The 22506-nt window shown below is 56.6% G+C and carries 28 protein-coding genes, 1 tRNA gene and 5 pseudogenes; 9 read left to right on the plus strand and 25 right to left on the minus strand.

Annotated elements, in window-relative coordinates:
• On the plus strand, positions 1 to 300 hold a 300-nt coding region (locus tag CAG11_RS28430; protein ID WP_143494801.1), incomplete at its 5' end, for a flagellar hook-basal body complex protein.
• Between the two features lie 93 nt (positions 301 to 393).
• On the opposite strand, the pseudogene CAG11_RS28435 reads toward CAG11_RS28430, so the two are convergent.
• The 6 genes and pseudogenes from CAG11_RS28435 to CAG11_RS28455 all read right to left on the minus strand — a co-directional run.
• Positions 394 to 483, minus strand: a pseudogene (locus tag CAG11_RS28435) (integrase core domain-containing protein); the annotation flags it as partial.
• Between the two features lies 1 nt (position 484).
• Positions 485 to 640: pseudogene (locus CAG11_RS34575) on the minus strand (DnaT-like ssDNA-binding protein); the annotation flags it as partial.
• A gap of 3 nt (positions 641 to 643) precedes the next feature.
• Positions 644 to 826, minus strand: a complete 183-nt coding sequence (locus tag CAG11_RS34220; protein ID WP_256578752.1) for a hypothetical protein — start codon at positions 824 to 826, stop codon at positions 644 to 646.
• Positions 819 to 950 carry a hypothetical protein gene (locus tag CAG11_RS34225; protein ID WP_256578753.1) on the minus strand — a complete coding sequence of 44 codons (132 nt, stop codon included), beginning with the start codon at positions 948 to 950 and terminating at the stop codon, positions 819 to 821. Before CAG11_RS34225 ends, CAG11_RS34220 begins: the two co-directional genes overlap by 8 nt.
• Positions 951 to 1001: 51 nt before the next feature.
• Positions 1002 to 1409: pseudogene (locus CAG11_RS28450) on the minus strand (major capsid protein); the annotation flags it as partial.
• Positions 1410 to 1457: 48 nt separating this feature from the next.
• A pseudogene (locus CAG11_RS28455) lies at positions 1458 to 1789 on the minus strand (hypothetical protein); the annotation flags it as partial.
• 129 nt (positions 1790 to 1918) lie between these two features.
• On the opposite strand from CAG11_RS28455, the gene CAG11_RS28460 reads away from it, so the two are divergent.
• Complete coding sequence (locus CAG11_RS28460; RefSeq protein ID WP_085599419.1) at positions 1919 to 2455, plus strand: hypothetical protein; 537 nt, start codon at positions 1919 to 1921, stop codon at positions 2453 to 2455.
• Positions 2456 to 2504: 49 nt separating this feature from the next.
• Here the strand turns inward: CAG11_RS28460 and CAG11_RS28470 are convergent, their stop codons facing one another.
• The 4 genes from CAG11_RS28470 to CAG11_RS28485 are packed head-to-tail and all read right to left on the minus strand — an operon-like array spanning position 2505 to position 6445.
• Positions 2505 to 4061 (minus strand): DUF4055 domain-containing protein, encoded by a 1557-nt coding sequence (locus CAG11_RS28470; RefSeq protein WP_256578754.1) that lies wholly within the window; start codon positions 4059 to 4061, stop codon positions 2505 to 2507.
• Positions 4058 to 5359, minus strand: coding sequence for a terminase large subunit domain-containing protein (locus tag CAG11_RS28475; RefSeq protein ID WP_085599421.1), 1302 nt, complete (start codon positions 5357 to 5359; stop codon positions 4058 to 4060). Before CAG11_RS28475 ends, CAG11_RS28470 begins: the two co-directional genes overlap by 4 nt.
• Positions 5346 to 5798 carry a DUF2280 domain-containing protein gene (locus CAG11_RS28480; protein ID WP_085599423.1) on the minus strand — a complete coding sequence of 151 codons (453 nt, stop codon included), beginning with the start codon at positions 5796 to 5798 and terminating at the stop codon, positions 5346 to 5348. The genes CAG11_RS28475 and CAG11_RS28480 overlap by 14 nt, the downstream gene beginning before the upstream one ends.
• Positions 5799 to 5830: 32 nt before the next feature.
• Positions 5831 to 6445, minus strand: a complete 615-nt coding sequence (locus CAG11_RS28485; protein ID WP_177409190.1) for a putative metallopeptidase — start codon at positions 6443 to 6445, stop codon at positions 5831 to 5833.
• 102 nt (positions 6446 to 6547) lie between these two features.
• Here CAG11_RS28485 and CAG11_RS33695 point away from each other — a divergent pair, with 102 nt between their 5' ends.
• Together CAG11_RS33695 and CAG11_RS28490 are read left to right on the plus strand one after the other, a co-directional pair.
• The gene (locus tag CAG11_RS33695) at positions 6548 to 6706 is read left to right on the plus strand and encodes a hypothetical protein (protein ID WP_158091447.1); all 159 of its coding nucleotides are present in this window, start codon (positions 6548 to 6550) and stop codon (positions 6704 to 6706) included.
• Between the two features lie 157 nt (positions 6707 to 6863).
• Positions 6864 to 7196, plus strand: coding sequence for a hypothetical protein (locus CAG11_RS28490; protein WP_085599425.1), 333 nt, complete (start codon positions 6864 to 6866; stop codon positions 7194 to 7196).
• A gap of 75 nt (positions 7197 to 7271) precedes the next feature.
• Here CAG11_RS28490 and CAG11_RS28495 read toward each other — a convergent pair whose 3' ends face one another.
• From CAG11_RS28495 to CAG11_RS33700, 6 genes are all read right to left on the minus strand, one after another.
• Positions 7272 to 7616 (minus strand): hypothetical protein, encoded by a 345-nt coding sequence (locus CAG11_RS28495; RefSeq protein ID WP_085599427.1) that lies wholly within the window; start codon positions 7614 to 7616, stop codon positions 7272 to 7274.
• A complete protein-coding gene (locus tag CAG11_RS28500) occupies positions 7613 to 7942 on the minus strand; it encodes an MFS transporter (RefSeq protein WP_085599429.1) in 330 nt (109 codons plus the stop codon). Before CAG11_RS28500 ends, CAG11_RS28495 begins: the two co-directional genes overlap by 4 nt.
• A gap of 105 nt (positions 7943 to 8047) precedes the next feature.
• Positions 8048 to 8407 (minus strand): hypothetical protein, encoded by a 360-nt coding sequence (locus CAG11_RS28505; protein ID WP_083457012.1) that lies wholly within the window; start codon positions 8405 to 8407, stop codon positions 8048 to 8050.
• Positions 8408 to 9546: 1139 nt separating this feature from the next.
• Entirely contained in the window at positions 9547 to 10509 is a 963-nt protein-coding gene (locus CAG11_RS28510) for a hypothetical protein (RefSeq protein ID WP_085599431.1), read from the minus strand.
• A gap of 347 nt (positions 10510 to 10856) precedes the next feature.
• A complete protein-coding gene (locus tag CAG11_RS28520) occupies positions 10857 to 11369 on the minus strand; it encodes an acyloxyacyl hydrolase (protein WP_085599435.1) in 513 nt (170 codons plus the stop codon).
• 107 nt (positions 11370 to 11476) lie between these two features.
• Positions 11477 to 11785, minus strand: a complete 309-nt coding sequence (locus CAG11_RS33700; RefSeq protein ID WP_158091448.1) for a hypothetical protein — start codon at positions 11783 to 11785, stop codon at positions 11477 to 11479.
• Between the two features lie 731 nt (positions 11786 to 12516).
• Here CAG11_RS33700 and CAG11_RS28535 point away from each other — a divergent pair.
• From CAG11_RS28535 to CAG11_RS34230, 3 genes and pseudogenes are all read left to right on the plus strand, one after another.
• A complete protein-coding gene (locus CAG11_RS28535) occupies positions 12517 to 12717 on the plus strand; it encodes a hypothetical protein (RefSeq protein WP_085599441.1) in 201 nt (66 codons plus the stop codon).
• A complete protein-coding gene (locus CAG11_RS28540; RefSeq protein ID WP_085599443.1) occupies positions 12714 to 12950 on the plus strand; it encodes a hypothetical protein in 237 nt (78 codons plus the stop codon). The genes CAG11_RS28535 and CAG11_RS28540 overlap by 4 nt, the downstream gene beginning before the upstream one ends.
• Before the next feature lie 411 nt (positions 12951 to 13361).
• Positions 13362 to 13783 (plus strand): annotated as a pseudogene (locus tag CAG11_RS34230) (site-specific integrase); the annotation flags it as partial.
• A 69-nt stretch (positions 13784 to 13852) separates the two neighbouring features.
• Here the strand turns inward: CAG11_RS34230 and CAG11_RS28550 are convergent.
• The 9 genes from CAG11_RS28550 to thrS form a co-directional block, all read right to left on the minus strand.
• Positions 13853 to 13929, minus strand: a tRNA-Pro gene (locus CAG11_RS28550).
• An 88-nt stretch (positions 13930 to 14017) separates the two neighbouring features.
• On the minus strand, positions 14018 to 14374 hold the full coding sequence (locus CAG11_RS28555; protein ID WP_007920509.1) for a MerR family transcriptional regulator: 357 nt from the start codon (positions 14372 to 14374) through the stop codon (positions 14018 to 14020).
• Complete coding sequence (gene ihfA / locus CAG11_RS28560) at positions 14355 to 14657, minus strand: integration host factor subunit alpha (RefSeq protein WP_002553164.1); 303 nt, start codon at positions 14655 to 14657, stop codon at positions 14355 to 14357. The genes CAG11_RS28555 and ihfA overlap by 20 nt, the downstream gene beginning before the upstream one ends.
• Positions 14658 to 14660: 3 nt before the next feature.
• Complete coding sequence (pheT, locus tag CAG11_RS28565; RefSeq protein WP_085599445.1) at positions 14661 to 17039, minus strand: phenylalanine--tRNA ligase subunit beta; 2379 nt, start codon at positions 17037 to 17039, stop codon at positions 14661 to 14663.
• A 35-nt stretch (positions 17040 to 17074) separates the two neighbouring features.
• Positions 17075 to 18091, minus strand: coding sequence for a phenylalanine--tRNA ligase subunit alpha (gene pheS / locus CAG11_RS28570; protein WP_053138173.1), 1017 nt, complete (start codon positions 18089 to 18091; stop codon positions 17075 to 17077).
• A 109-nt stretch (positions 18092 to 18200) separates the two neighbouring features.
• Positions 18201 to 18557 (minus strand): 50S ribosomal protein L20, encoded by a 357-nt coding sequence (gene rplT, locus CAG11_RS28575; RefSeq protein ID WP_016963673.1) that lies wholly within the window; start codon positions 18555 to 18557, stop codon positions 18201 to 18203.
• Between the two features lie 30 nt (positions 18558 to 18587).
• Positions 18588 to 18782 carry a 50S ribosomal protein L35 gene (rpmI, locus tag CAG11_RS28580; protein ID WP_002553160.1) on the minus strand — a complete coding sequence of 65 codons (195 nt, stop codon included), beginning with the start codon at positions 18780 to 18782 and terminating at the stop codon, positions 18588 to 18590.
• A gap of 60 nt (positions 18783 to 18842) precedes the next feature.
• Positions 18843 to 19394: a translation initiation factor IF-3 gene (gene infC / locus CAG11_RS28585; RefSeq protein WP_172681693.1), complete on the minus strand. Its 552-nt coding sequence runs from the start codon at positions 19392 to 19394 to the stop codon at positions 18843 to 18845.
• Positions 19394 to 21316 (minus strand): threonine--tRNA ligase, encoded by a 1923-nt coding sequence (gene thrS, locus CAG11_RS28590; RefSeq protein WP_085599447.1) that lies wholly within the window; start codon positions 21314 to 21316, stop codon positions 19394 to 19396. The genes infC and thrS overlap by 1 nt, the downstream gene beginning before the upstream one ends.
• Positions 21317 to 21694: 378 nt before the next feature.
• Between thrS and CAG11_RS28595 the strand changes: the two genes are divergently transcribed.
• Both CAG11_RS28595 and CAG11_RS28600 read left to right on the plus strand, forming a co-directional pair.
• A complete protein-coding gene (locus CAG11_RS28595; protein ID WP_085599449.1) occupies positions 21695 to 21994 on the plus strand; it encodes a hypothetical protein in 300 nt (99 codons plus the stop codon).
• A gap of 297 nt (positions 21995 to 22291) precedes the next feature.
• Entirely contained in the window at positions 22292 to 22504 is a 213-nt protein-coding gene (locus CAG11_RS28600) for a cold-shock protein (RefSeq protein ID WP_003179963.1), read from the plus strand.
• Positions 22505 to 22506: the final 2 nt, after the last annotated feature.

The following is a 22506-nucleotide window of genomic DNA, read 5'->3' on the forward strand; positions in this document are numbered from 1 at the left end:
AACGAGCAGACCAAGCCGATCGGCCAGATCTCCCTGGCCAGCTTCACCAACGAACAGGGCCTGCAGCCGATCGGTGGTACCCAGTGGAAGGAAACCTACGCCTCGGGTATCCCGGGTTATGACGCACCCAAGACCGGCACCTTGGGCGCGATCCAGTCCAACTCCCTGGAAGAGTCCAACGTCAACCTGACCAACGAGTTGGTGAACCTGATCAAGGCCCAGAGCAACTACCAGGCGAACGCCAAGACCATCTCCACCCAGAGCACCATCATGCAGACCATCATCCAGATGGGCCGATGATGCGCTGATGCCGATAAGCAAACAGCCCCTGGCTCAAGGGGCTTTTTTGAAAGCAGGGTCTAGTCCTGAAATAGATTTACACCTGTTTCACACTCAAAACGCCCGATGCACCACATCGGGCGTTTTGTATTTCAAGGCCTGATGTGGCCGCTTGCGGTTATAAATCTCTAACGATTCGTCGACCCATTGCCAGAGCTGCCCGACGAAGCAGCGATTCCTGCGCGGGCACCTCCGCTGGGATGTTCACGCCGAACTTCACGGCGTACATGGCCAGGTCCTCAGCGGATGCATAGCTTTCGGCGTCAGGCTTGCCGGTGCCATCCTCGACTATGAGTGCCATAAATCAGCTCGCTGGAATGAGTTTCATAATTTCGGCTTTCGGGGCCTTCGGATCAAACTCGATGCCCTGAGCAGTGAGCCAATCACGCAGATCTGCCACGTCCATTTTGGCCGGGTCAGTTTCAGCTGCACCGCCGGGCTCGACAACATCGACCTCGACCTGGATGGCCTTGTAAGCCTCAACCACGGCCGGTCTCACCCACAATAGTGACCTTGGTCACACCGTTCTCTGGCTTATCGAAGTACTGCGGGTTGCGATAGCGCTTATCGGGACCGAAGTCCGTGGTTTGTGCAGAGTAAGTCAATTCCATGGGTATCTCCAAAGCGGCTCAATACGAACCGCTTGCTGAGGAAGGCGCTGATTAAGGCGCGGACAGATCATTCAGAACGCCGGCAGTGACCTTGTCGCTGGTGGCGTATTTGGTCCAGTTGGCACCGGCGCCGATCGCGGCCAGGTTCGGGTTCACACCGCCAGTGGCGTCCTTCCAGCTGTAATCCAGCAGGCCCAGGTTGAAAGTGCCCTCGGCGCGGAAGCCCATCGCCAAGTTTTCCTGGGTGTTGATAGGGTACGAACGGAAGCCAGGGGCTTGGGATTCGGTGATTTTGATCGCCCCAGCCTGTAGGCCGAAGATGGTCTCGGTCGGGATGGTGTCCGACACCAGAACCGGCTTGCCCATGGTCCCTGGCTGGCCACCGTAGATGACCACGCCGGCATCTTCGTAGACCTTCTCGGTGATGGCTTGGTCGACCATGTCGAAGTAGGTAGTTGCGATCTCGGTAGCGGTACGGCCTACGGTCAGATCCCGGATCTGGCCCTACAAAGTGTTGTGTTGCGACTCCAGCTGACCGGCCAGCTCTGCCTCGCGGCGGCTGTACTTTTCGGACCAGGACTTCTCGAGTTCTTCGACGTTGCCTGATTTACGCAGTACTTCTTCACGCACCAGGCGAGCCTGCTCTTCAGCAGCCTTGCGCTGTCGGCTTCGGACTTCTTCTCGGCCAGCAGCTCTTCAACTTTCGATTTCAGGCCGGATACATCTGCAGGTTGAGGCAACCCTTCAATGCCCAGGACGTACTTGCCATCCTTCTCGGTGTAAAAAGCACGCACGGATTCGTCTACCCCTTCCAGGGTATCCAGTTGGAATTTCAGCATGGGGTGCCTCCCGGAGACATAGGTGCAGGCCGTGCCTGCTTAGGAATAAAAGCAACCAACAACTTCTAGCTGTTTATCGAAAATGGATAAGCGCTTACGATCCGCGACTCATTTGAAAAGGATCTCTCGATGACCGAATCCTCAAGCAATGCGAAGACCGTTCCGATAGTGATCGTGACCGCGCTTATCACCCTAATTGGCACGCTTTCAACTCCGCTGGTGTCAATCTTGACGGCGTCGCAGACCGCTAAGGCCAACGTGGTTAAGTACTGCCAAGCACGAGTGGATGTAGATCAAGCCCTGCTACGCACCAAGGGCGAAGCTTTTCTGGTTTCCATAGGCCATTTTCGCGCCAAACTCTTGGACCCGATGGACTCAAAAAACTATGAAACGAAGCACCCAGAGCTGGTAGCTGAGGCTCTACCTATTGCCGATAGCGCTTGGAGACTTGGCGCCTACGCGGACTCGAAATTAGGACGTGCTGGAATTGCACTCTCTAAGAACATAGAGACTCTGCTTTACGGGAAGGAGGAGGAGCGTTCCGTTGCATTCAAAAGCTTTGACGGTTTTGTCGACAAATGGATGGAGCTCTTCCATGATTCCGATCGCTTTTTCGAAAAAAGACGTGTCGCTTGCATTTCAGATGTTAGCCCTGAAGAAAGCTAAAGGCTCAAGAGCCTTCATCTGAACAAGGGCCAAAGGTGAAAAGTTACGATCAAGCTGCAGCTCGGAGAATCGTTCGATGCTCAGGCCGCCTTCGCGGAATAGCCTCGCCCGCACTGCTCCGATGGCATTGTCCTGAAACGCCGCCGGCTGCTGCTTGAGCCAGTCGTAATAGCTGAGGTCCGCCCTTACCTGCCGCGCGCCAGCATCTCCGACAGAAGCCCGTGTAGCGCCCTCGGCGAACAGCGCGCTGAACCTGGTCGATGACGCCACGGTCGCGCAGGTATTGCCAGAAGTCAGCCTCACGCAGCCGGCCGCCCTGCACTGCGTTGAACAATGCAACAAGGATCGCGGGGTCGAGGCTGATCTGCGTGAAGTCTTGGTTCAGCTTGTAGAGCGATTCGCCGACGACATTCAGGAACTCGCCCATCCATTCCAGGCACTGCGAATAGGCCTCGCTGACGTTGCTCACGATTAAGGACAGCACGCTATGCTCAGCGGCACTGTCGTTGTCGGCCTGGGTGGCGATCTTCACCGCACTACCACGCTCGATCAGCCTGGCGCCGAGGGCGATCAACTGATCCTCCTTGGTGTCCATGGCCTCCTTGATCATTGTGTTGGCCTGGGCCTGGAGAATGCCGGCGGTGCCGTTCTGAGGCAGAGGCAGAATGGCCCGGGAACCGAAGTAGATCCCCTTCTCTTCCAGCATCTTCACCCACTGCTCACTGAGGCCTGCCATGTAAACCTGGGGCTGGCCCATCAGGTAAGCCGCATCCTCGTAGTCAGCGCTGTTGCGGTAGTGCGCGATGTTGATCTCGGCCATGTCGTACAACGGAGAATCATCGATGCTCGCGTCGTTGTTCTCGCTTCCCAGGAACTGGAAGGGGACCCCCCTCCACCGCTGGCCTGCGCCGTTCAACGGGGTGAAAGGTGCTGTGACCATAGAGGCCTGACCCGAGCCCTCTTCCCACACCTCCTGGGTGTAGTTTCCATCTGCATCCAGACGCAGCACGCGATACTGGGTTACCTGCTTGCTGCCGAAGCCATCATCAGTGTCGACATCAACCTTCTCCTCCAGCACCACCAGGCTCAGGAGGTGCTGTCCACCGACCTTGCGGGTCTTCCAGTTCTTGATCGCTTCCGTCGGGTAGCTGCTGATCGTCGATCGGACACGGCCAGACGCCATATCGGCAATACTCACCGCCTGCCCGTCAACTTGCGGGTAGTCCACCAATAGCCCGTGACGCCCTACCTCAAGCAGGTGCCCAATCACTGACTGGGACTGCTGATAGATGCTCACGCCCTGGCCGTCGACATCCTTAGCCACGTAGTCGAGCGCGCCCGGGACCGTCAACGTCGGCCAAGTACGGAATACGGCGCCCACCAGGCTGTGCTTGGTTCGGCCGGTGGCGTTGTAGAACACGGCCCGCTGCTTGTAGCCAACGTAGCGCTCCTGGTTCTCCTTGCTCATATCGTGAGCATTGGGCCGCGGCAGATATCGCTCGCCGGCGGCCTTGATGGTTTCTGAGCCCTTGCAGACATCGCGCACCAAGCGCCAGCGGTTTCGCGCCGCGTCGTACTCGGGGCGGGTGAAGGTGACGTCTGTCATCGGGCGAATCCCATATTCAGCGAGGTGACCGGTTTCACGATCGGGAACTCTTTGTGGATGAAGTACCCGCCGGCATCGTTGGCGTGGTCGTTTCCTTGTGACTTGTCGGGCTCGCCATTGGCCGCCCATACCTGCTGTTCCAGGCCATCGGCATAGGTCGGGCAGGTAAACGGATTTACCAGGTACCGCCGCTCGCCCTGGGCATTGCAGAACATGGCGTTCATGGCGTTAATTCGGTCCTTGACTGGCGGGTTGGCCGCCGGCGCGATGACCGAGAAACCGGCCTGCTTGAGCATGGCGATGTCCGTCATGCTGGCGTTGACCGACTTGCGCGAGTCGCCCGAGGCGTCCGGGTAGATCCTGATCTCGCACGTCTTCTTGAAATCGTTGCCGTCGTGCTGCCAGTAGCGCTCCTTGATGCGGCGGATCATATCCGGCGTGTCGTAGCCATCGATCAGCTCATCGACCGCCCTGGGCAGCCCCTGGTCACGTTTGACGTGGGTGATCGCCGCCATCTTGCCGACGTTGAAGTCCATGCCGATAAACAGCGGCTCGCCAGCCTGGACCGTGTCGAAGCACTGGTTCAGCTTGCGATCGTAGGCGTGGTAGATCGATCCGGACGTCAGGTTGACGAACTGGCCGTTCAGGTAAGCCCTGATCAGTTGCTCGGGGTACGACTCCATCAGCGACGGGATGTAGTCGTCGGGCAGGTTCAGCTCGTTGTCGAAGGTGCTGGCCTGGACCAGGCCATACATCTCCTTGAGCGCCGGCTTGTCGCGCAATTGCTTCACGAACTGCTGGAAGACGAACTTGAAGCCCTCGGGCGTCGTGGTGACGTCCACCCCGTTCTTCAGGCCCGGCAGGTTGTAGCGCATCCGGGCAATGATCTTGCGCCAGGCCTGCTGCGCCTTGACCGACGTCAGCACGTCCAGCTCATCCACCAGGGCATGGCCGATCTTGAAGCCGACGATGGTCTGTGGCTTCTCCATCGACCGGCAGATCACAGTGCCGCGGCATTGCCGGCCGCTGTAAATATGAACCTCATGGTTCGCCTGGTTGATCTTGGTCTTCAGGCCCCAGTCATAGGCCACTTCATCCATGGTTGGATAGAAGATGTCCCGAATCTGCGGATAGGTTGGCGCGAAGTAGCCAGCGTTGACGCCTGGCCACTCCATGAAGTGTTTGCTCAGCGCGGAGCAACCTACCCAGGTCTTCCCAGATCCAAAGCCGGCAACGAAAGCGCGGAACTTGTGGGGCAGCGTGAGGAACTGAGCCTGAGGAATGTTAAGGCTCGGCATTCGGCTTCCTCGCATCCACCACATCGACCTGGATGCGGGTCGGGATCAGCGGCTCGTCGTCCGGCTCTTCCTTGCGGGCCCGGTTGACGTACATGTCACCGCATTCCTTGGCCGCCTGCTCATACAGCTGAGCGGTCAGCGCCAGGTTGCGCATGTTCTCGGCCATCCGGGCCAAGCCGCGGAGGCGAAACGCGCGGTTGGCGATCGGGATATCAGCCGTGTCCTCTCGAAATCGCTTGCGGGTATCTTCGAAGACTGTCCGCCACTTCACCCCAAGATCACGTCCTGCGTACTTCGTGGGGTCGTACAACTCACACTGCTGGCGGGTTACATCAAGCCCGAAGGTTTCCTTGACCGCCTGCACTACTTGCGTGGGCGTATCAAAGCAGGCCAACGCCTGCACAATGAAGCGCTTCACCTCATCTTTCAGGGCTGCCATATGGGTTTATTCCGTCAAGGTCCTGTCAAGGATCAGGCCGACTTGAGCAGACAGGTTCCGCAGGCCCTCGATATGTTCAATTTCCCCACCTCAGCAGGATTGTTTGCAGCGTCTACCAGGGCTTGAACGTCAGGGCTCGCACCGTAGCGGCGGACCACTCCGACGAATTCCTCGACGTCATGGCCGCGCAGCTTCAGTTTGGGTGCGCCTTCCTGGGTGAAGGCTGGCTGGCCGTACTTATCGGTCGCCTGGGCGATGTGGTAGAGCTCATGCTCAATCAGCGAACAGAATTCAGCGTCGGAGCACTGAGCACAGTAGCCAGCGGCCAGGGTAATGATGAAGGCCGGTACCTCACCGAACCAATCACGCATCTGCTGTTCCATCCGGGCTTTCTGCCAGCCACCAGCGCGGAAAGCTACCTGCTCGGCCTGGCCAAGAACTGTCCTACCCTGCTTCTCGAAGCTCGATGATGCCCACATGATCCGGATGTCTGCATCCAGTAGGTGGGCATGGTCTATGTTGTGGATGCGGCCAGTAGTGGACAGGATCTCTTGGCCTATCCAGCCCCGCACATCTGGGGCGGGGCGCAGGGCGGGCCAAAGCGACTCAAGCAGATCGGCAGGCGGCATCGGTCTAGAAGCGATCATCATCAAATCCCATCACCCGGAGAAAGTGACCCCACATTGAGTAGCACTCACTTTCAATATGTGAACAATGGGTTGGGCATTCATCAATCTGAGGAGATGTAGATGCTCAACCCACATGACGCCCTGCTGTACCTGCTGCTCACTTTTGGCGGCCCGATCCTGCTTAACCTGGGAGCCAAACGACCTCGCTACGTCACCGCCTACGTTGGTATCCAGGCCGCAATGTTCGGCATTTGGTGCCTGAACCAGCCTCTCGCCTAACGCCAGCGAAGTCTTGCTCGTGCCACAGAGTGATGAGCTGTCTATCTGTGGCGCGACTAAGGTGCTACCCGATTGAGGGCCTCATTAGCCCGGTCAGCTGCTTGGTTCGCGAGGTTTGTGGTCTTGCTAATGTAAAACGACCCCTATGGAGTGCTTTATGGAAACAGTAACTGAAGACGAACTGCTCATCTCGGCTCGTGAGTACGTAGCAGCAAACATGTACCTCAGTAGACAGGGGGAAAAGCGGGAATCAGTCATATCCCATGCAAAAGAAAGACTGATTCAATCTTCTGAGCTGCTTCAGCAGAATGGCTTTTTGCCGCATCTGAGCCGTAATGTTCCGCCGGAGACGGATCCTTCCGACTATCGAACAGCTCTCGGCGGTGTACAAGACGTATTAATTCCACACGGCAGAGACGACAAGGCCATAAGGGTTAGTGGAAACTTCGCATGGGAGATGTGCAGGAAGCTTTACTTGGTGAGCTTGTAGCTTCTGCCAAAAACGCTGCTCATCCTGATGCCAGTGTCGCGACACAACTTGCTAAACCGCGAAACGTGTCGCAACTTACTTGGCCCGCTGGTCGATCCCGCCTGGCGCCTTGTCACAGCGCAGGCAGTGCTCGCAGTTCAGAGCCCGGCACAGCCAGACCTTGACCCGCTGCCAGTAGGTGACCATGAAGACATGCCGAAAGCCAGCAAGGGCCAGGGAGGCGTACAAGGTCGCCTCTGCCACCGACTGGGACATGATCAGCCTGTCGTTGCGCACCAGAAGCGCGTACCCGCTCAGCGCGATAGTCGCGTAGATCAACTTCCCCAGCACCCCGTCGCGGACCTTCCCGCTCAAGCAGCACCAGGTCGCCCAAAGCGCAATCAGTCCAGCCGACCAGGTTGCAACGTGCTCCAGGATCACGCGCCACCTCCCCCGAACTTCGAACGAATGAACGCCCAAAGGTCAGCAGCTTTGATTGCCCGGGTAATGGCAGCGATCAATGAGCCACCAAAGGTGCCGAGCAGAAAACCGATGCCGGCAACGCTGCGGGGCTCAACCACTCCCAGGTAAGCGCTCACCAGTCCGGTCAGGTAATGGGCGCATACAGCACCCGAGAAAATGAAGACGGCCCAGGCCTTTCGGTCCACTAGGTCATCGCGGTGCCACCAGCTCGCGGCGAACGCACCAACCAATCCTGCGGTAAACCAGGTATCAAGCCTGTCGAGCAGGCGGTACAGAAACTCCATGCGCTCGACTCCATGGGCACAGTAAAAAAGGCTGTTGCAGATTTAGTAGGAACCCAAAGACAAAAAGGCCCGGCATATGGCCAGGCCAGTGGCTACATCTAGCCTTTATGCAACCAAGTCCCAAGTGATGGCTATCGACCCAGTAGCGCTGGCTCCTGCGACCCTAGAGCCGGCAGTAACCCAAAGCCCCAGGCCAGCTGGCACAAGCAATGGTTCTGGAAGCGTGATTAGGGAATGGCTGGTTGCGACAGCAGGGCCGTTGCCGCAGAAGATAATGCGAGTATTGGCGTCACCGGCACCGGCAGGAGCAGTCTCCGAGGCATAAAGGTTGACGTACCCGTCGGCAGGATCGATATAAGCTGTTTGAATGGTCAGACCGTTTACGTTCTGACTGGGCGAAACGATTTGCACAACATCCTTCGGAAATACGTTACCGAAGTGCTTACCAATTTTTATTGCACTCATTTTTCACCTATTGAGTCGAATGATTGTTTGCGGAAAATTCCGCTTTCATGTCGCTCAAAGGCGATTGCTCGAGGCTCAAGGCCCTCACACGGGTCGAGAAGATAAGCACCAACAACGCAGTGGGTTTCACTTCTGATATACCCGAGGAGTGAAATTACTATCTCAGCAAAATACTGGATATACAGACATTATAAATATTGAGTGTCCGTAGCAACATCCATGACGCTATGCCCGAACTGGCTCAGGTCGAACCATTGATGCTTTAGAAAAGGAAAAGCCCAGCTTTAAAGCAGGACGTAATCCCTGCCCCACAGCACATGTAGGGCTGCACCATCACCCCAAAACGTCCCAGGTCAACGAAATCGAAGAAATGCCGTTAGGCTCGCCGACAACCCACAAACCCTGGCCTGCCGGAAGGAATAGCGGGTATGGCATAAAGGCCTCGTAGGAATGCCCCTCGGCCGCGTTACCGTTTGCGCCGAAAATGACTGGCTGACGGAAGTCTGCGGTAGAGGTTGGCGGAAAGGTACCTGACACCATGTTCACTGATCCCTTACCTACCGCGATGCATGAAGTGTTGATTGTGATACCTGCAGTGTTCTGCGAGGGAGCAATAACCTGCACAACGCCCTTCAACGGGCCTATGCACACATGATTCTTACCGACCTTTACAAAGTTCAAATTAATCACCTATTGAGTTGAATGACTTGGCGCGGAGGATTCCGCTTTCATGTCGCTCAATGGCGATGGTTCGAGGCTCAAGGCCTTCACTCAGACACCTGTAGGTCAGCCCCTATATCGAGCTGATTTCCACATCCTGTGCGTCCGAGGAATGGAATGACTATCTCAACAAAATACTGTTCATGCAACCAGTATTTCATGCGCTATTTCCCATCCCTAGAAATCTCACTCTACCGATAACGCTCCCGGCGCGGACGCCCTATCGCATCGATCGCACCTCTCCACAAGCATGTGAGGTCAGAATGCATGGGCTGCCGGTGTTTTTCCGTAGCGCTGCACTACCGACTTATCCGCGTCCAGGCATCCCCCGAAGGGCCACCCTGGATGTGGCGAGCCTGAATCAGAAATGAAAAAGCCCAGCGCGACGGCTGGGCTCTATTACGCAGGGAGATAGAAGATCATGGAGTCCAGTAAGCAATCTTGCCGCCTGCACCAACAGCTACAAAATTGCCGTTGCCGTAGGCGACGCTCCGGATATCGGTTCCTGCGAAAGTGTTGGCCTGCTGAACCCAGCCGATCCCATCCTCGGAAACAGCTGTCTTGCCGCCGTCGCCGACAGCTACATACTTGCCATTACCGTAAGCAATGTCGCGGATGATGGTTCCACCGAAACTGGTATCTCCAACAGCAGTCCAGGTAAGCCCATCGGATGAATATGCCATCTTGCCATCCGCACCAACGATAAACATTTTCCCGTTGCAAAGCTTCATGGAAAGGATGGTGCTAGTGCCGAAGGTGCTGGTTCTGGTCGAAAATGATTGCGAATCATTCGTCGCCATCTTCACAGCGCTAAGCAGCTTCCCATTCGATCCCGCAACCAACACAAAAACGCCAATGACGTTGACGCAGTACACAGTCTCGCTAGAAGTGAAGGTCGTAGTGCGCTCCACCTGGCCTGACCAATCGCCATAACGGGAAAAGACTTTACCGTTAGACCCAACCAGTATCCAGGTCGTGTTGCTGCCGTTAATTGGCTGATAATACACAATGCCTTGCAAGTCTCCGGACGCGCGAACAGTTGCTGTAATGTCTGTCCAAGCCCTTTCAGGGCGTGCTGTGCTGCCATAGGCCACATTGCCGGATTGAGAAAGGGCTTGAAGCTGTGTCCCAAGACCGTTCCAGTAAAGGTCGTTGAGGACCTTTCCGCTATCAGAGGTGACGACGCCCTTAAGCTTGGTCCACGCTGTACCAGTCGCGCCTCCGCTGACAAGCTGGGTGGTTGTGGGAAGACCGTTGCCACCAGCCGCATAAAACTTGCCGTCCGCAAAAACCACGCGCCTAAGCATGCCGGTGTTATCCACCGGTTCCAATTGAGTCCAAAGATCTTGCAAGGTTTGAGAGGCTGAGTTCGCGTTTTCCATTTTAAACTCCGTTACTGAGCTGATTTAAGTTCAGGCCTCTGTATCGGGCGTATGGCGCTCATGGGCGATTGCTCGAGGCTCAAGGCCTTCACACGGGTCGAGAATGTAAGCACCAACAACGCAGTGGGTTTCGCTTCTGATACACCCGAGGAGTGGAATTACTATCTCAGCAAAATACTGTATATGCAACCAGTATTAATTCTGGCTGTTCGTATCCACGGTCAGAAGGCCTCACCCGACCGGCCTGGTCTCGTCATCGACACTCCAGAAACGAAAAAGCCCCAGCGGATGCCAGGGCCTGGGAACAAAATACCCGCACAAGGCGGGCATTTCGGGAAATTGCTGTTTCAGATCTGATGGCTGTAAAACAGCGAGTACGACTCGATACCGTCGTTGGGCTGCTTGATACCAGCGTTGGAGTAGTGCGTGGCACGAATGCCGACCTTCTGAGTCTCGCCGATCTTCAGGCCAGCACCGATGCGGTCTTCGAAGTTAAACGCCGAACCGAACTCTTGGTCACCTGCGGAGGTTCCGGAGAACACCGCCACCCCAATACCTGCCTCAACGAATGGTTTCACGTTGCCGCTACCGAACTCGTAGACGAACACCGGGGCGAAAGACAGCGAGTGCGCGCCACCGGAAGCGTCTCCCGCCTCCCAATAGGTATAGCCCGCGTCCCAGTAGCCCGTGAGGCGTCCTGTATTGGACTCAAACCAGCTCTTGTCCCAACCGAAACCCATACCTACCCGGGCAGTAAGGCCACCTTGACTAGTGGCACCAATCGCACCTGACAATTCCGCGGCATTCACACCAAAGGACGCGCAGGAAAACAGTAAAGCACCCAGCAGAATTTTCTTCATTTTATGACCAATAAGTACTGATTATGAGAGGTGTAAGCAATCACCGACGGCTAAGAGGCGTTGAGCCATCAAATCGTTCAATGAAATTTTCACCTGTCATTTTTAACTTATGATTTGGCCGTTTTACCTATGGCTGGCGCAGATTCATTAGCGAATACAGCAACTAAAAAACCCGGCTCAATGTCCGGGTTCTGTACGGCTACAAGCGGCTCACAGCATTTGGCTGGACGGCTGATCACATCGCAAAGAAGGTCGGCAAGACCCGCCAGCACGTCAAACAAGTGATGACGCTCGGCAATGCCAACATAGGCGTTCAACAACTTGTCGCCTCGGGCCAGGTATCCGCTACAACTGCGGTACAGGTAGTGCGCCAGCGCGGCGAGGAAGCGGGCAAGGTGCTCGGCGGTGAACTGCAAAAGGCCAAGGCCACCGGTAAGTCAAAGGTAACGGCTGGATCGATGCACGAGCCAACGACTCCACGCTTGAAGCCATCCGCACCGCGGCACAAGAGCTGATCAAAACCTTGCCGGAAGGCAGCCTTGAAAGCTCAGGGCCTATTCTGAGCCTGCCTGCACATCTTGTTCTGAAGCTGCACCAAGCGATTGCCGCTGCCGATCAGGGCGCCTCGCAAATCAATTGCGAAGCCCTCAATCACCCGAATAGAAAAATTGAATTCCCCATGAAGGGGTTCAGTCCACAACTATGAGTACAGTAAATCTGACGAGGTAACAGCGATGACTATCGAAGCAGAGACACTGGTTGAACTGACCGAGACCCTGAAGAGCAAAGGCATGGTTCTCCTATCGGACGTGACGTTCATTCGCGCCCCATACCGATACAACCATCGCTGGGTGTGCAGCGTAGAGTAACGCTCGCCACAATCACCAAAGCCACTCTGTCTGCCGGCACTGGGCTCCCTCCCCGCGCCGGCACCGTCGTACCTACTCCCCTCCTCTGACTCCGCGCCCTAAGGCATCCTCATCGACCAGGCCCTCGAAGGTGTTGCCGATCCCGACAGTGAGCTCGGCATCGATGTCCTGGTGCAAGGCCTGATCACTCGCCTCTTCACTGATGGGGCAATCACCACTGATGAATTCAACCACTACTGCAAGCGCTTGGACGTCTGTCAAAAGCGCAAGGAGGCAGAATGTCCACATCCCCAGTCAAGTCGCTCATCGATGAGCAGTTGGAAGACATCACCGCTCACAACCTGCGCGATGCCTATAACCTGGGCGAGCGCCGAGGTTTCTTCGGGCCGCCAGTTGAACAGTATGCGGAGACTGGTTACCGCGATCGGGTACGGCAGGTGCTGCGCTATCGCGTGGCTCAGTTGGAGCAGCGGCAATGAGCGGTGCCGGCGCGCACAAGCGCGGCCAGCAGTTGGCGATCCGTTGCGCAAAACTCCGTCGCGATGGCCTGTCCCTTTCCGAGGTGGCCCAGGCAAACGGCATCAAGAAGGAGCAGGCCAACCCCAAGATCATCCTGCGCGAGCGGCTTCTGTCCCTGGTCGAGACGCAATCGCCCTGCTCTGCTGGCGCAGCTCCTTCCCTGCTCTCGCCCTCTGCACGACTGCAATGCTGATCATTGCCCTCACCGTTCACCTCGCCCAATAACCCACATCTTTCACAGCTGCGCATCGGCGCGGCGGGAGATAGTCATGTCCGCACCAAACCGCGCCCTGTTGGAACCCATGCGGGCACGTCGAGAAGTACAGTGAAGTGCGGCGAGACCTGGAGGTGCAGCCATGACCTTCACGCCATCGCCAGACGCATCCGCAAGCAGTACAGCGAGTAACCCTTCCCCCAACAATGCAAGCCTGCCGGCGATGGCGGGCGAGGAATTCCTATGGCCAATACAAAGGCAGCGCAGGCCGTAGAGCTTGCGCCCCGCTTCATCACGCAATGAAGGCTCCGGCATACCTCGGTATGTGCAGAGAAGAATTCAAGAACACCGTCAGGCCGCACCTGACTGAGATCCGCATCGGAAAACAGGGTGTGGCATTCGATCGCGATGAACATCATCGATGGGCAACGTGGGCTACACAATGACCTGGTCTTTCCCTACGGACAGCCTGAACAGTTCGGGCCAACGGCAATGCATAGGATGAATGAATCGGCCTGGAAGAAAGCCAGGGTCTGCGCAGCTGACAAATGGGAGAAGGACCATAAGTCATCAACGCACCCTGGATTCAAATCAATCAGAATTCACGACTTGAAGCACTCCTTTGGCAGAGGCTGCGTGCAGCAAACGTGATAGAGGAAGATCGGAAAGCGTTGTTGAGTAACAAGAACGTCAGCATCACGAGCCACCATTCTACCCCGGAGCTGCAGCATCTGATTGAGGCAGCGAATAAAGTATCAGCGACCGATTCGCGAGGGCCGGCACTAACCATCTTGAGGAGGAAAACGGTTTGAACCCCCGCAAAAATCCCTGGGCATGAAAAAGCCCAACCTGTGAAGATTGGGCTAAGTCATTGAAAAATATGGTCGGGACGGAGTGATTCGAACACTCGACCCCTAGCACCCCATGCTAGTGCGCTACCGGACTGCGCTACGCCCCGACTAGGCGTGAAACCTGTTTCACCTCTCAGGAAACGCTGAGGAATATACCGCAACCTTTTGAAAAGTGGAAGTATTTAAAGCAGAGAATTATTTCTTGAGTACTACGAGCACATCTTCCAGTTCGGAGATCATCTGACGGATCAGTTGCTTGTACTGGGTAGTATCGTCTTTGGCTTCATCACCGGAGAGGCGCAAGCGCGCGCCACCGATGGTGAACCCCTGATCATAAAGCAACGCGCGGATCTGCCGGATCATCAGCACATCCTGGCGCTGATAATACCGGCGATTTCCGCGGCGCTTAACGGGGTTGAGTTGAGGAAACTCCTGCTCCCAATAACGCAGCACATGCGGTTTGACCGCACAGAGCTCGCTGACCTCACCAATGGTGAAGTAGCGTTTGCCCGGGATAACCGGGAGCTCGTCGTTATGACTTGGTTCCAGCATAAGCCTCAACCCGGGCCTTCAACTTCTGCCCTGGACGAAAGGTGACGACTCGGCGAGCCGTGATCGGGATTTCTTCGCCTGTCTTCGGGTTCCGGCCAGGACGCTGGCGTTTATCGCGAAGATCGAAGTTACCAAAACCGGACAATTTGACCTGTTCGTTATCTTCGAGAGCGTGCCTGATTTCTTCAAAGAATAGCTCGACCAATTCCTTGGCCTCGCGCTTGTTCAGGCCCAGCTCTTCATAGAGACGTTCGGCCATTTCAGCTTTCGTCAGAGCCCCCATACGTCACTTCCTTAACGTGGCGTTTAACCTTTGTTCGAGCGAGGTGAGGATATTTTGCGTCGCTGAGTTCACCTCATCATCATTAAGAGTGCGCGATGGATGCTGCCAGGTCAAGCCAACGGCAAGGCTTTTTCTATGAGGATCAATGCCTTTACCCTGATACACGTCAAATAGCCTGAGGTCGGTCAGCCACTCGCCAGCATTCTCGCGAATGACCTCCAAGACCGCACTCGCGGCAACGTCACGATCTGCCAGCAGGGCCAAGTCACGACGTACTTCAGGGAAGCGCGACAGCTCGTGGAACTTCGGCAAACGACCCTGGGCCACTTCGCTCAGGACCAGTTCGAACACGAAAACCGGGCGATCCAGCCCCAGTTGCTTCGCCAGTTCCGGATGAATGGCTCCCAGGTAACCCACTTCACGCCCATCGCGCTCGATGCGTGCTGTCTGGCCCGGATGCAGCGCAGAGTGCTTGCCCGGTACGAAAGTGAACGCATCCAAAGCGCCGGCAAAGCCCAGCACCGCCTCGACATCTGCCTTGACGTCGAAAAAGTCCACGCCATCGCGGCCTTGCGCCCAACCTTCAGGCAACCGCGTACCGCAAACGATACCTGCCAGCATCTGCTGCTGTTTCAGGCCTTCCAACTGACCAACGAACCGCAGGCCGCTTTCGAACATGCGGACGCGATCCTGCTGACGGTTCAGGTTGTGCTGAAGCGCCTTGACCAAGCCTGGCCACAGGGACGAACGCATGGCCGCCATGTCGGCGGAAATCGGGTTTGCCAACAGCAACGGCTCGACACCTGGGCTGAACAGTTCGAACAGTTTCGGATCGATGAAGCTGTAGGTGATGGCTTCCTGGTAACCACGAGCCACCAGCAGGCGCCGCAGTGCCGGCAAGTCGCCTTGCGCCTCGGCCTTGGCCTGAGGAGCCAGGCGGGCTTGCGGATAACGAACCGGCAAGCGGTTGTAACCGTACAGGCGTGCGAGTTCCTCGATCAGATCGACCTCGAGGCTGATATCGAAACGATGACTCGGCACATCAACGCGCCACTGCCCTGCCCCATCGGCAGCTACCGTCAGCCCCAACGCGGTGAGCAGGCGCTCGACCTCGGAACCTTCGAGCTCCATGCCCAGCATTTGGCTGATGCGCTCGGCCCGCAGGGTGACAGGCGCCACCAATGGCAAATGTTGCTCGCTGACGGTTTCGATGATCGGGCCGGCTTCGCCGCCGGTGATTTCCAGCAGCAGGCCAGTAGCACGCTCCATGGCCTCACGGGCCAACTGCCAATCCACGCCACGCTCATAACGATGGGAAGCATCGGTATGCAGGCCGTAGGAACGGGCTTTGCCAGCCACGGCGATCTGGTCGAAGAATGCGCTTTCCAAAAATACATCGCGAGTCTTGGTGGTGACGCCACTATGCTCGCCACCCATCACACCGGCAATCGCCAGGGCACGGGTATGGTCGGCGATCACCAGGGTATCGCTGCGCAGGGCCACTTCCTGACCATCGAGCAATACCAGCTTCTCGCCTTCTTCAGCCATGCGTACGCGAATGCCACCGTTGATCTCGGCCAGGTCGAACGCATGCAGCGGCTGACCTAATTCAAGCATCACGTAGTTGGTGATATCCACTGCAGCATCGATGCTGCGGACTTCGGCACGTCGCAGGCGCTCGACCATCCACAGCGGGGTCGGCTTGGACAGGTCCACGTTACGGATCACCCGCCCCAGGTAACGCGGGCAGGCTGCTGGCGCCAACACGTCAACTGGACGTACTTCATCGTGCACTGCAGGAACTGCCTTGACTTCCGGACGCTGCACCTTGGCCGCATAAAGGGCACCAACTTCGCGTGCAATACCGGCCAACGACAGGCAGTCACCGCGGTTTGGGGTCAGGTCGACTTCGATACTGGCATCGTCCAGGCTCAGGTAGGCACGAATGTCCTCACCCACTGGCGCGTCAGCCGGCAACTCCATCAAGCCATCGTTGCCTTCACCGATCTGCAGCTCCGCCTGGGAACACAGCATGCCGTTGGACTCGACGCCACGCAGCTTGGCCTTCTTGATCTTGAAGTCGCCGGGCAGCTGGGCACCGATCATCGCGAAAGGGACCTTCAGGCCGGGGCGCACGTTCGGCGCACCGCAGACAACCTGGAAAGTCTCGGCTCCGTTGCTGACTTGGCAGACCCGCAGTTTGTCGGCGTCAGGGTGCTGCTCGGTACTTAGCACCTCACCCACGACCACACCACTGAAGTCACCGGCGGCTGGCGTAACACTGTCCACCTCAAGGCCAGCCATGGACAGACGAGCGACCAGCTCGTCACGACTTACCTGCGGGCTAACCCAACCGCGCAGCCATTGTTCACTGAATTTCATCCTGCTCTCCTAATAGATTCGTTACGGACGCGCGACTAGCGAAATTGCGCAAGGAACCGCAAGTCGTTGTCGAAGAACAGGCGCAAGTCATTGACACCGTAACGCAGCATGGCCAGACGCTCGGCGCCCATGCCGAAGGCAAAGCCCTGGAATTCTTCCGGATCGATCCCGGACATACGCAGCACGTTGGGGTGAACCATGCCGCAACCCATCACTTCCAGCCATCCGGTCTGCTTGCAGACGCGGCAACCCTTGCCACTGCACATCACGCATTCCATATCGACTTCAGCGGATGGTTCGGTGAATGGGAAGTAGGAAGGACGGAAACGCACAGCCAGTTCTTTCTCGAAGAACACCCGCAAGAACTCCTCGATGGTGCCCTTCAGGTCGGCGAAATTGATCCCACGATCCACCAGCAGGCCTTCGACCTGGTGGAACATCGGCGAGTGGGTGATATCGGAGTCGCTGCGATACACACGGCCTGGGCAGACGATGCGAATCGGCGGCTGCTGCGATTCCATGGTGCGGACCTGTACCGGCGAGGTATGGGTGCGCAGCAGCATGTTCGCATTGAAATAGAAGGTGTCATGCATCGACCGGGCCGGATGGTGGCCTGGGATGTTGAGCGCTTCAAAGTTGTGATAATCGTCTTCGACCTCGGGGCCTTCGGCGATGCCGAAGCCGATATGGGTGAAGAACTGCTCGATACGCTCCAGGGTCCGCGTGATCGGGTGCAGGCCACCAGAGGTCTGGCCACGGCCCGGCAGGGTCACATCAATGCACTCGGCGGCGAGCTTGGCGCTGAGTTCCGCCTCCTCGAAAGCCGCTTTGCGAGCATTGAGAACCTCTGTCACACGCTCCTTGGCAACGTTGATCAGCGCACCGACCTGCGGGCGCTCTTCGGCCGGCAGGTTGCCCAGGGTCTTCATCACCTGAGTCAGCTCGCCCTTCTTGCCAAGGAAGTGAACCCGGATCTGTTCCAGGGCATTGATGTCTTCAGCGTGTTGCACGGCCTCAAGTGCTTGAGAAACCAGCGCATCCAGGTTTTCCATGTACAGACTCCAGATACAAAATAGGGGAAGAGCTTGAAGGCTCTTCCCCTATTTATGACGTTTAACACCAGAGCCCACGAAGGTGAGCCCGGGTGACTGTCGGGGGTACTTAAGCCAAGGTGGCTTTAGCTTTCTCGACAATCGCAGCAAACGCCGCTTTTTCGTTCACTGCCAGATCAGCCAGAACCTTACGGTCGATCTCGATGGACGCCTTTTTCAGACCGGCGATCAGACGGCTGTAGGACAGACCGTTGGTACGAGCACCAGCGTTGATACGAGCGATCCACAGAGCGCGGAACTGACGTTTTTTCTGACGACGGTCACGGTAGGCGTATTGGCCTGCCTTGATTACCGCTTGCTTGGCAACACGGAATACGCGCGAACGAGCACCGTAGTAGCCTTTAGCAAGTTTCAGAATTTTCTTGTGACGCTTACGGGCAATGACGCCACGCTTTACACGAGCCATGAGTTACTTCCTCTATTCTTGATCCAAAAATTAACGAAGGCGCAGCATGCGCTCGACTTTTGCCACGTCAGACGGATGCAGCAAGCTGCTACCGCGCAGTTGACGCTTACGCTTGGTCGACATTTTGGTCAGGATGTGGCTCTTGAAAGCGTGCTTGTGCTTGATACCGTTAGCAGTTTTCAGAAACCGCTTAGCAGCACCGCTTTTGGTTTTCATCTTTGGCATGTTCGGATACTCCGCATTCAATTGATAAACATAATCAGAAGGCCTGCCGTGCCCTGTTGATTACTTCTTCTTTTTCGGGGCGATGACCATGATCAGCTGGCGTCCTTCCATCTTAGGATGCTGTTCGACCGAACCGTACTCTTGCAGGTCAGTTTCAACCCGCTTGAGGAGTTCCATCCCCAGCTCCTGGTGGGCCATCTCACGGCCGCGGAATCGCAAGGAAACCTTGGCCCTGTCCCCGTCACTCAGGAAACGTACCAGGTTGCGTAGTTTTACCTGGTAATCCCCTTCCTCCGTCCCTGGACGAAACTTGATTTCTTTAACCTGAATCTGCTTCTGGTTCTTCTTCGCGGCAGCAAGCTGTTTCTTCTTTTCGAAGATCGACTTGCCGTAGTCCATCACCCGGCAAACAGGCGGGACTGCGTCGGCGGAAATTTCCACCAGATCCAGTTTGGCTTCTTCAGCTATACGGAGCGCTTCATCAATCGAGACGATGCCAATCTGCTCGCCGTCAGCGCCAATTAACCGAACCTCGCGTGCCGAGATATTCTCGTTGATCGGGGCCTTCGGTGCAGCTCGTTTATCTTGTCTCATATCACGCTTAATAGTAATTACTCCGAATCTTGGCGACCACGCCGGGAAACCGCTTGTGCGAGCAACGCCGAGAATTGGGCGACAGGCATCGAGCCCAGGTCTTCACCTTCACGGGTACGCACAGCGACAGTCTGCATCTCGACCTCCCGATCTCCAATAACCAAGAGATAGGGAACCTTGAGCAAAGTATGCTCGCGGATTTTAAAGCCGATCTTTTCATTTCTCAAGTCGGACTTGGCACGAAATCCGCTTTGGTTGAGTGTTTTTTCCACCTCGAGGGCGAAATCGGCCTGTTTGTCGGTGATATTCATGATCACCGCCTGGGTTGGCGCCAGCCAAGCCGGGAACACACCTGCGTAATGCTCGATCAGCATGCCGATGAAACGCTCGAACGAACCCAGGATCGCTCGATGCAACATCACTGGGCGAACACGGCTGTTATCTTCGGCGATATAGCTGGCATCCAGACGCTCTGGAAGGTTTGGATCGTACTGCAGAGTACCACACTGCCAGTTACGGCCGAGACAGTCACGCAGGGTGAACTCGATCTTCGGACCGTAGAACGCACCCTCTCCCGGTTGGTATTCCCACTCCAGGCCGGACTCGTTCAAGGCATCGGCCAAGGCACCCTCGGCGCGATCCCACAGCTCTTCGGAACCCACGCGCTTGACCGGACGAGTCGACAGTTTCATCGCGATGTCGCTGAAGCCGAAGTCCTTGTAGACGTCCAAAGTCAGCTTGATGAAGTCAGCGGCTTCTTTCTTCACCTGTTCTTCGGTGCAGAAAATGTGCGCATCGTCCTGGACGAAACCACGCACGCGCATGATGCCGTGCAGGGCGCCAGACGGCTCGTTACGGTGGCAGGCACCGAACTCGGCCAGACGCAGTGGCAGGTCACGGTAGGACTTCAGGCCCTGGTTGAACACCTGTACGTGGCATGGGCAGTTCATCGGCTTGACCGCGTAGTCACGACTTTCCGAGGACGTGGTGAACATGTTCTCGGCGTAGTTTGACCAGTGACCGGAACGTTCCCAAAGGATACGGTCGACGACTTGCGGGGTCTTGATCTCAAGATAACCGTTTTCGCGCTGCACATTGCGCATGTACTGCTCGAGTACCTGGTAGATGGTCCAGCCGTTGGCGTGCCAGAACACCATGCCTGGCGCTTCTTCCTGCAGGTGGAACAGGTCCAGTTGCTTGCCGATCTTGCGATGGTCGCGCTTTTCGGCTTCTTCGATACGCTGGATATAGGCAGCTAACTGCTTCTTGTCGGCCCAGGCGGTGCCATAAACGCGCTGCAACTGCTCATTCTTGGCATCACCGCGCCAGTAGGCACCCGACAGCTTGGTCAGCTTGAAAGCCTTGAGGAAACGCGTGTTCGGCACGTGCGGACCGCGGCACATGTCGACATATTCTTCGTGATAATACAGGCCCATGGCAGTTTCGTTGGGCATGTCCTCCACCAGGCGCAACTTGTAGTCTTCGCCACGGTTCTGGAACACGTCGATGACTTGCGCGCGCGGAGTCATCTTCTTGATGACATCGTAGTCCTTGTCGATCAGCTGATGCATGCGCTGCTCGATGGCGGCCAGGTCGTCCGGAGTGAAAGGACGCTCGTAGGCGATATCGTAATAGAAGCCTTCGTCGATCACCGGGCCGATCACCATCTTGGCGGTCGGATACAACTGCTTCACCGCGTGGCCGATCAAGTGGGCGCACGAGTGACGGATGATCTCCAGTCCCTCTTCATCTTTGGGGGTGATGATCTGCAAAGTGGCATCGTGTTCGATCAGGTCGCAAGCATCGACCAGCTTGCCATCGACCTTGCCTGCCAGGGTGGCCTTGGCCAGGCCGGCGCCGATCGAGGCGGCGACTTCGGCTACGGATACGGCCTTGTCGAACGAACGTTGACTGCCATCGGGAAGAGTAATAGTGGGCATGGCGCCTCCTCTCCTAGTGGTGACCCCTACCAAAGGTCACGTGGGTTGGGATGAGCCAGTACAAGATCCGCCCTGCCTTTCCCACGGGAAAGCCTGCCTCACAGTGGCAGAGACCTTTCGGCCTGCCAGGGACGAACCAGAGTGACTGGAATTCAAATCAAAAAAAGGTATCGACCGCGAGGGAAAGTGAAACATCCAAAGCCTGAAAACACCCAAGCCGGGCATGCTAGCACAGAAAAATCACAATCATCGCGCAGCAAACTTCGCAATTTGCAGTTTCCGGTCTTTTATTGAAGAAAGTGAACTTGGCATGTACGCCAGCCCTCAAATGCCCCGAGAATCGTCGTCTTTGCTACCGACTTCAGGAGAAATCGACCCATGCGCCTCACCAACCTGCTTGCCCTAGCCGCTCCGTTCGCCCTGCTGCTGCCCCTGAGCGCCCAGGCCGCCTGGCCAGCCGGTGCCCGTGCGGACTACATGAAGGACTGCACCGCAGCGGCCAGCCAGAGCATCGATGCCAAAAGCGCCGAGCAGCATTGCGCCTGTGGTGCCGAAAAGCTGAATGAAAAGTTCACTACCGAGGAAATCAAGGAGCTGATGAGCAAGACCAAGCAACCCAGCGCCGACCTGCGCACCCGGGCACTCGATGCCATTGCCGCGTGCCGGGTGACCAAGTAACCCGACACCGCCAGGAGCGGGAACGGCCGCATCGACGCTAGCCAAGCAGGCTGAAACGCGGCCTTCCTCCACCGAAATGCAGCTTTTACGGTTTTTTTATCACCGCTTGTTTTCCAACGGGAGCCCCTTAAACCGGGGCCTGCAGCCAACCCAAGCAGAAAAACTCACCAAAGCACCAGGTAAACAGCCTCTGCAGGGGGCTCCCAAGCCGAACATTTCGACTATGATAGCCCGGTGTGCCCAGTTGGCCTGAGCAACACAGCACTACTGAAAATATATGTTTCTTGGAGATACACCATGTCTAATCGCCAAACCGGCACCGTAAAATGGTTCAACGATGAAAAAGGCTTCGGTTTCATCACTCCTCAAGGTGGCGGTGACGACCTGTTCGTACACTTCAAAGCTATCGAATCCGACGGTTTCAAAAGCCTGAAAGAAGGCCAGACCGTTTCCTTCGTGGCTGAGAAAGGCCAAAAGGGTATGCAAGCTGCACAAGTTCGTCCTGAGTAATT

The sequence above is a fragment of the Pseudomonas sp. B6(2017) genome (assembly GCF_002112765.1).
In the GTDB taxonomy this organism is placed as follows: domain Bacteria; phylum Pseudomonadota; class Gammaproteobacteria; order Pseudomonadales; family Pseudomonadaceae; genus Aquipseudomonas; species Aquipseudomonas piscis.

Excerpts from the sequence above, each read along its gene's own strand:
- CAG11_RS34225 (WP_256578753.1), bottom strand. The coding sequence starts at position 950 with ATGGAATTGACTTACTCTGCACAAACCACGGACTTCGGTCCCGATAAG.
- CAG11_RS28460 (WP_085599419.1), top strand. The coding sequence starts at position 1,919 with ATGACCGAATCCTCAAGCAATGCGAAGACCGTTCCGATAGTGATCGTG.
- CAG11_RS28470 (WP_256578754.1), bottom strand. The coding sequence starts at position 4,061 with ATGACAGACGTCACCTTCACCCGCCCCGAGTACGACGCGGCGCGAAAC.
- CAG11_RS28475 (WP_085599421.1), bottom strand. The coding sequence starts at position 5,359 with ATGCCGAGCCTTAACATTCCTCAGGCTCAGTTCCTCACGCTGCCCCAC.
- CAG11_RS28480 (WP_085599423.1), bottom strand. The coding sequence starts at position 5,798 with ATGGCAGCCCTGAAAGATGAGGTGAAGCGCTTCATTGTGCAGGCGTTG.
- CAG11_RS28485 (WP_177409190.1), bottom strand. The coding sequence starts at position 6,445 with ATGATCGCTTCTAGACCGATGCCGCCTGCCGATCTGCTTGAGTCGCTT.
- CAG11_RS33695 (WP_158091447.1), top strand. The coding sequence starts at position 6,548 with ATGCTCAACCCACATGACGCCCTGCTGTACCTGCTGCTCACTTTTGGC.
- CAG11_RS28490 (WP_085599425.1), top strand. The coding sequence starts at position 6,864 with ATGGAAACAGTAACTGAAGACGAACTGCTCATCTCGGCTCGTGAGTAC.
- CAG11_RS28500 (WP_085599429.1), bottom strand. The coding sequence starts at position 7,942 with ATGGAGTTTCTGTACCGCCTGCTCGACAGGCTTGATACCTGGTTTACC.
- CAG11_RS28505 (WP_083457012.1), bottom strand. The coding sequence starts at position 8,407 with ATGAGTGCAATAAAAATTGGTAAGCACTTCGGTAACGTATTTCCGAAG.
- CAG11_RS28510 (WP_085599431.1), bottom strand. The coding sequence starts at position 10,509 with ATGGAAAACGCGAACTCAGCCTCTCAAACCTTGCAAGATCTTTGGACT.
- CAG11_RS28520 (WP_085599435.1), bottom strand. The coding sequence starts at position 11,369 with ATGAAGAAAATTCTGCTGGGTGCTTTACTGTTTTCCTGCGCGTCCTTT.
- CAG11_RS28535 (WP_085599441.1), top strand. The coding sequence starts at position 12,517 with ATGTCCACATCCCCAGTCAAGTCGCTCATCGATGAGCAGTTGGAAGAC.
- CAG11_RS28540 (WP_085599443.1), top strand. The coding sequence starts at position 12,714 with ATGAGCGGTGCCGGCGCGCACAAGCGCGGCCAGCAGTTGGCGATCCGT.
- CAG11_RS28555 (WP_007920509.1), bottom strand. The coding sequence starts at position 14,374 with ATGCTGGAACCAAGTCATAACGACGAGCTCCCGGTTATCCCGGGCAAA.
- ihfA (WP_002553164.1), bottom strand. The coding sequence starts at position 14,657 with ATGGGGGCTCTGACGAAAGCTGAAATGGCCGAACGTCTCTATGAAGAG.
- pheT (WP_085599445.1), bottom strand. The coding sequence starts at position 17,039 with ATGAAATTCAGTGAACAATGGCTGCGCGGTTGGGTTAGCCCGCAGGTA.
- pheS (WP_053138173.1), bottom strand. The coding sequence starts at position 18,091 with ATGGAAAACCTGGATGCGCTGGTTTCTCAAGCACTTGAGGCCGTGCAA.
- rplT (WP_016963673.1), bottom strand. The coding sequence starts at position 18,557 with ATGGCTCGTGTAAAGCGTGGCGTCATTGCCCGTAAGCGTCACAAGAAA.
- rpmI (WP_002553160.1), bottom strand. The coding sequence starts at position 18,782 with ATGCCAAAGATGAAAACCAAAAGCGGTGCTGCTAAGCGGTTTCTGAAA.
- thrS (WP_085599447.1), bottom strand. The coding sequence starts at position 21,316 with ATGCCCACTATTACTCTTCCCGATGGCAGTCAACGTTCGTTCGACAAG.
- CAG11_RS28595 (WP_085599449.1), top strand. The coding sequence starts at position 21,695 with ATGCGCCTCACCAACCTGCTTGCCCTAGCCGCTCCGTTCGCCCTGCTG.
- CAG11_RS28600 (WP_003179963.1), top strand. The coding sequence starts at position 22,292 with ATGTCTAATCGCCAAACCGGCACCGTAAAATGGTTCAACGATGAAAAA.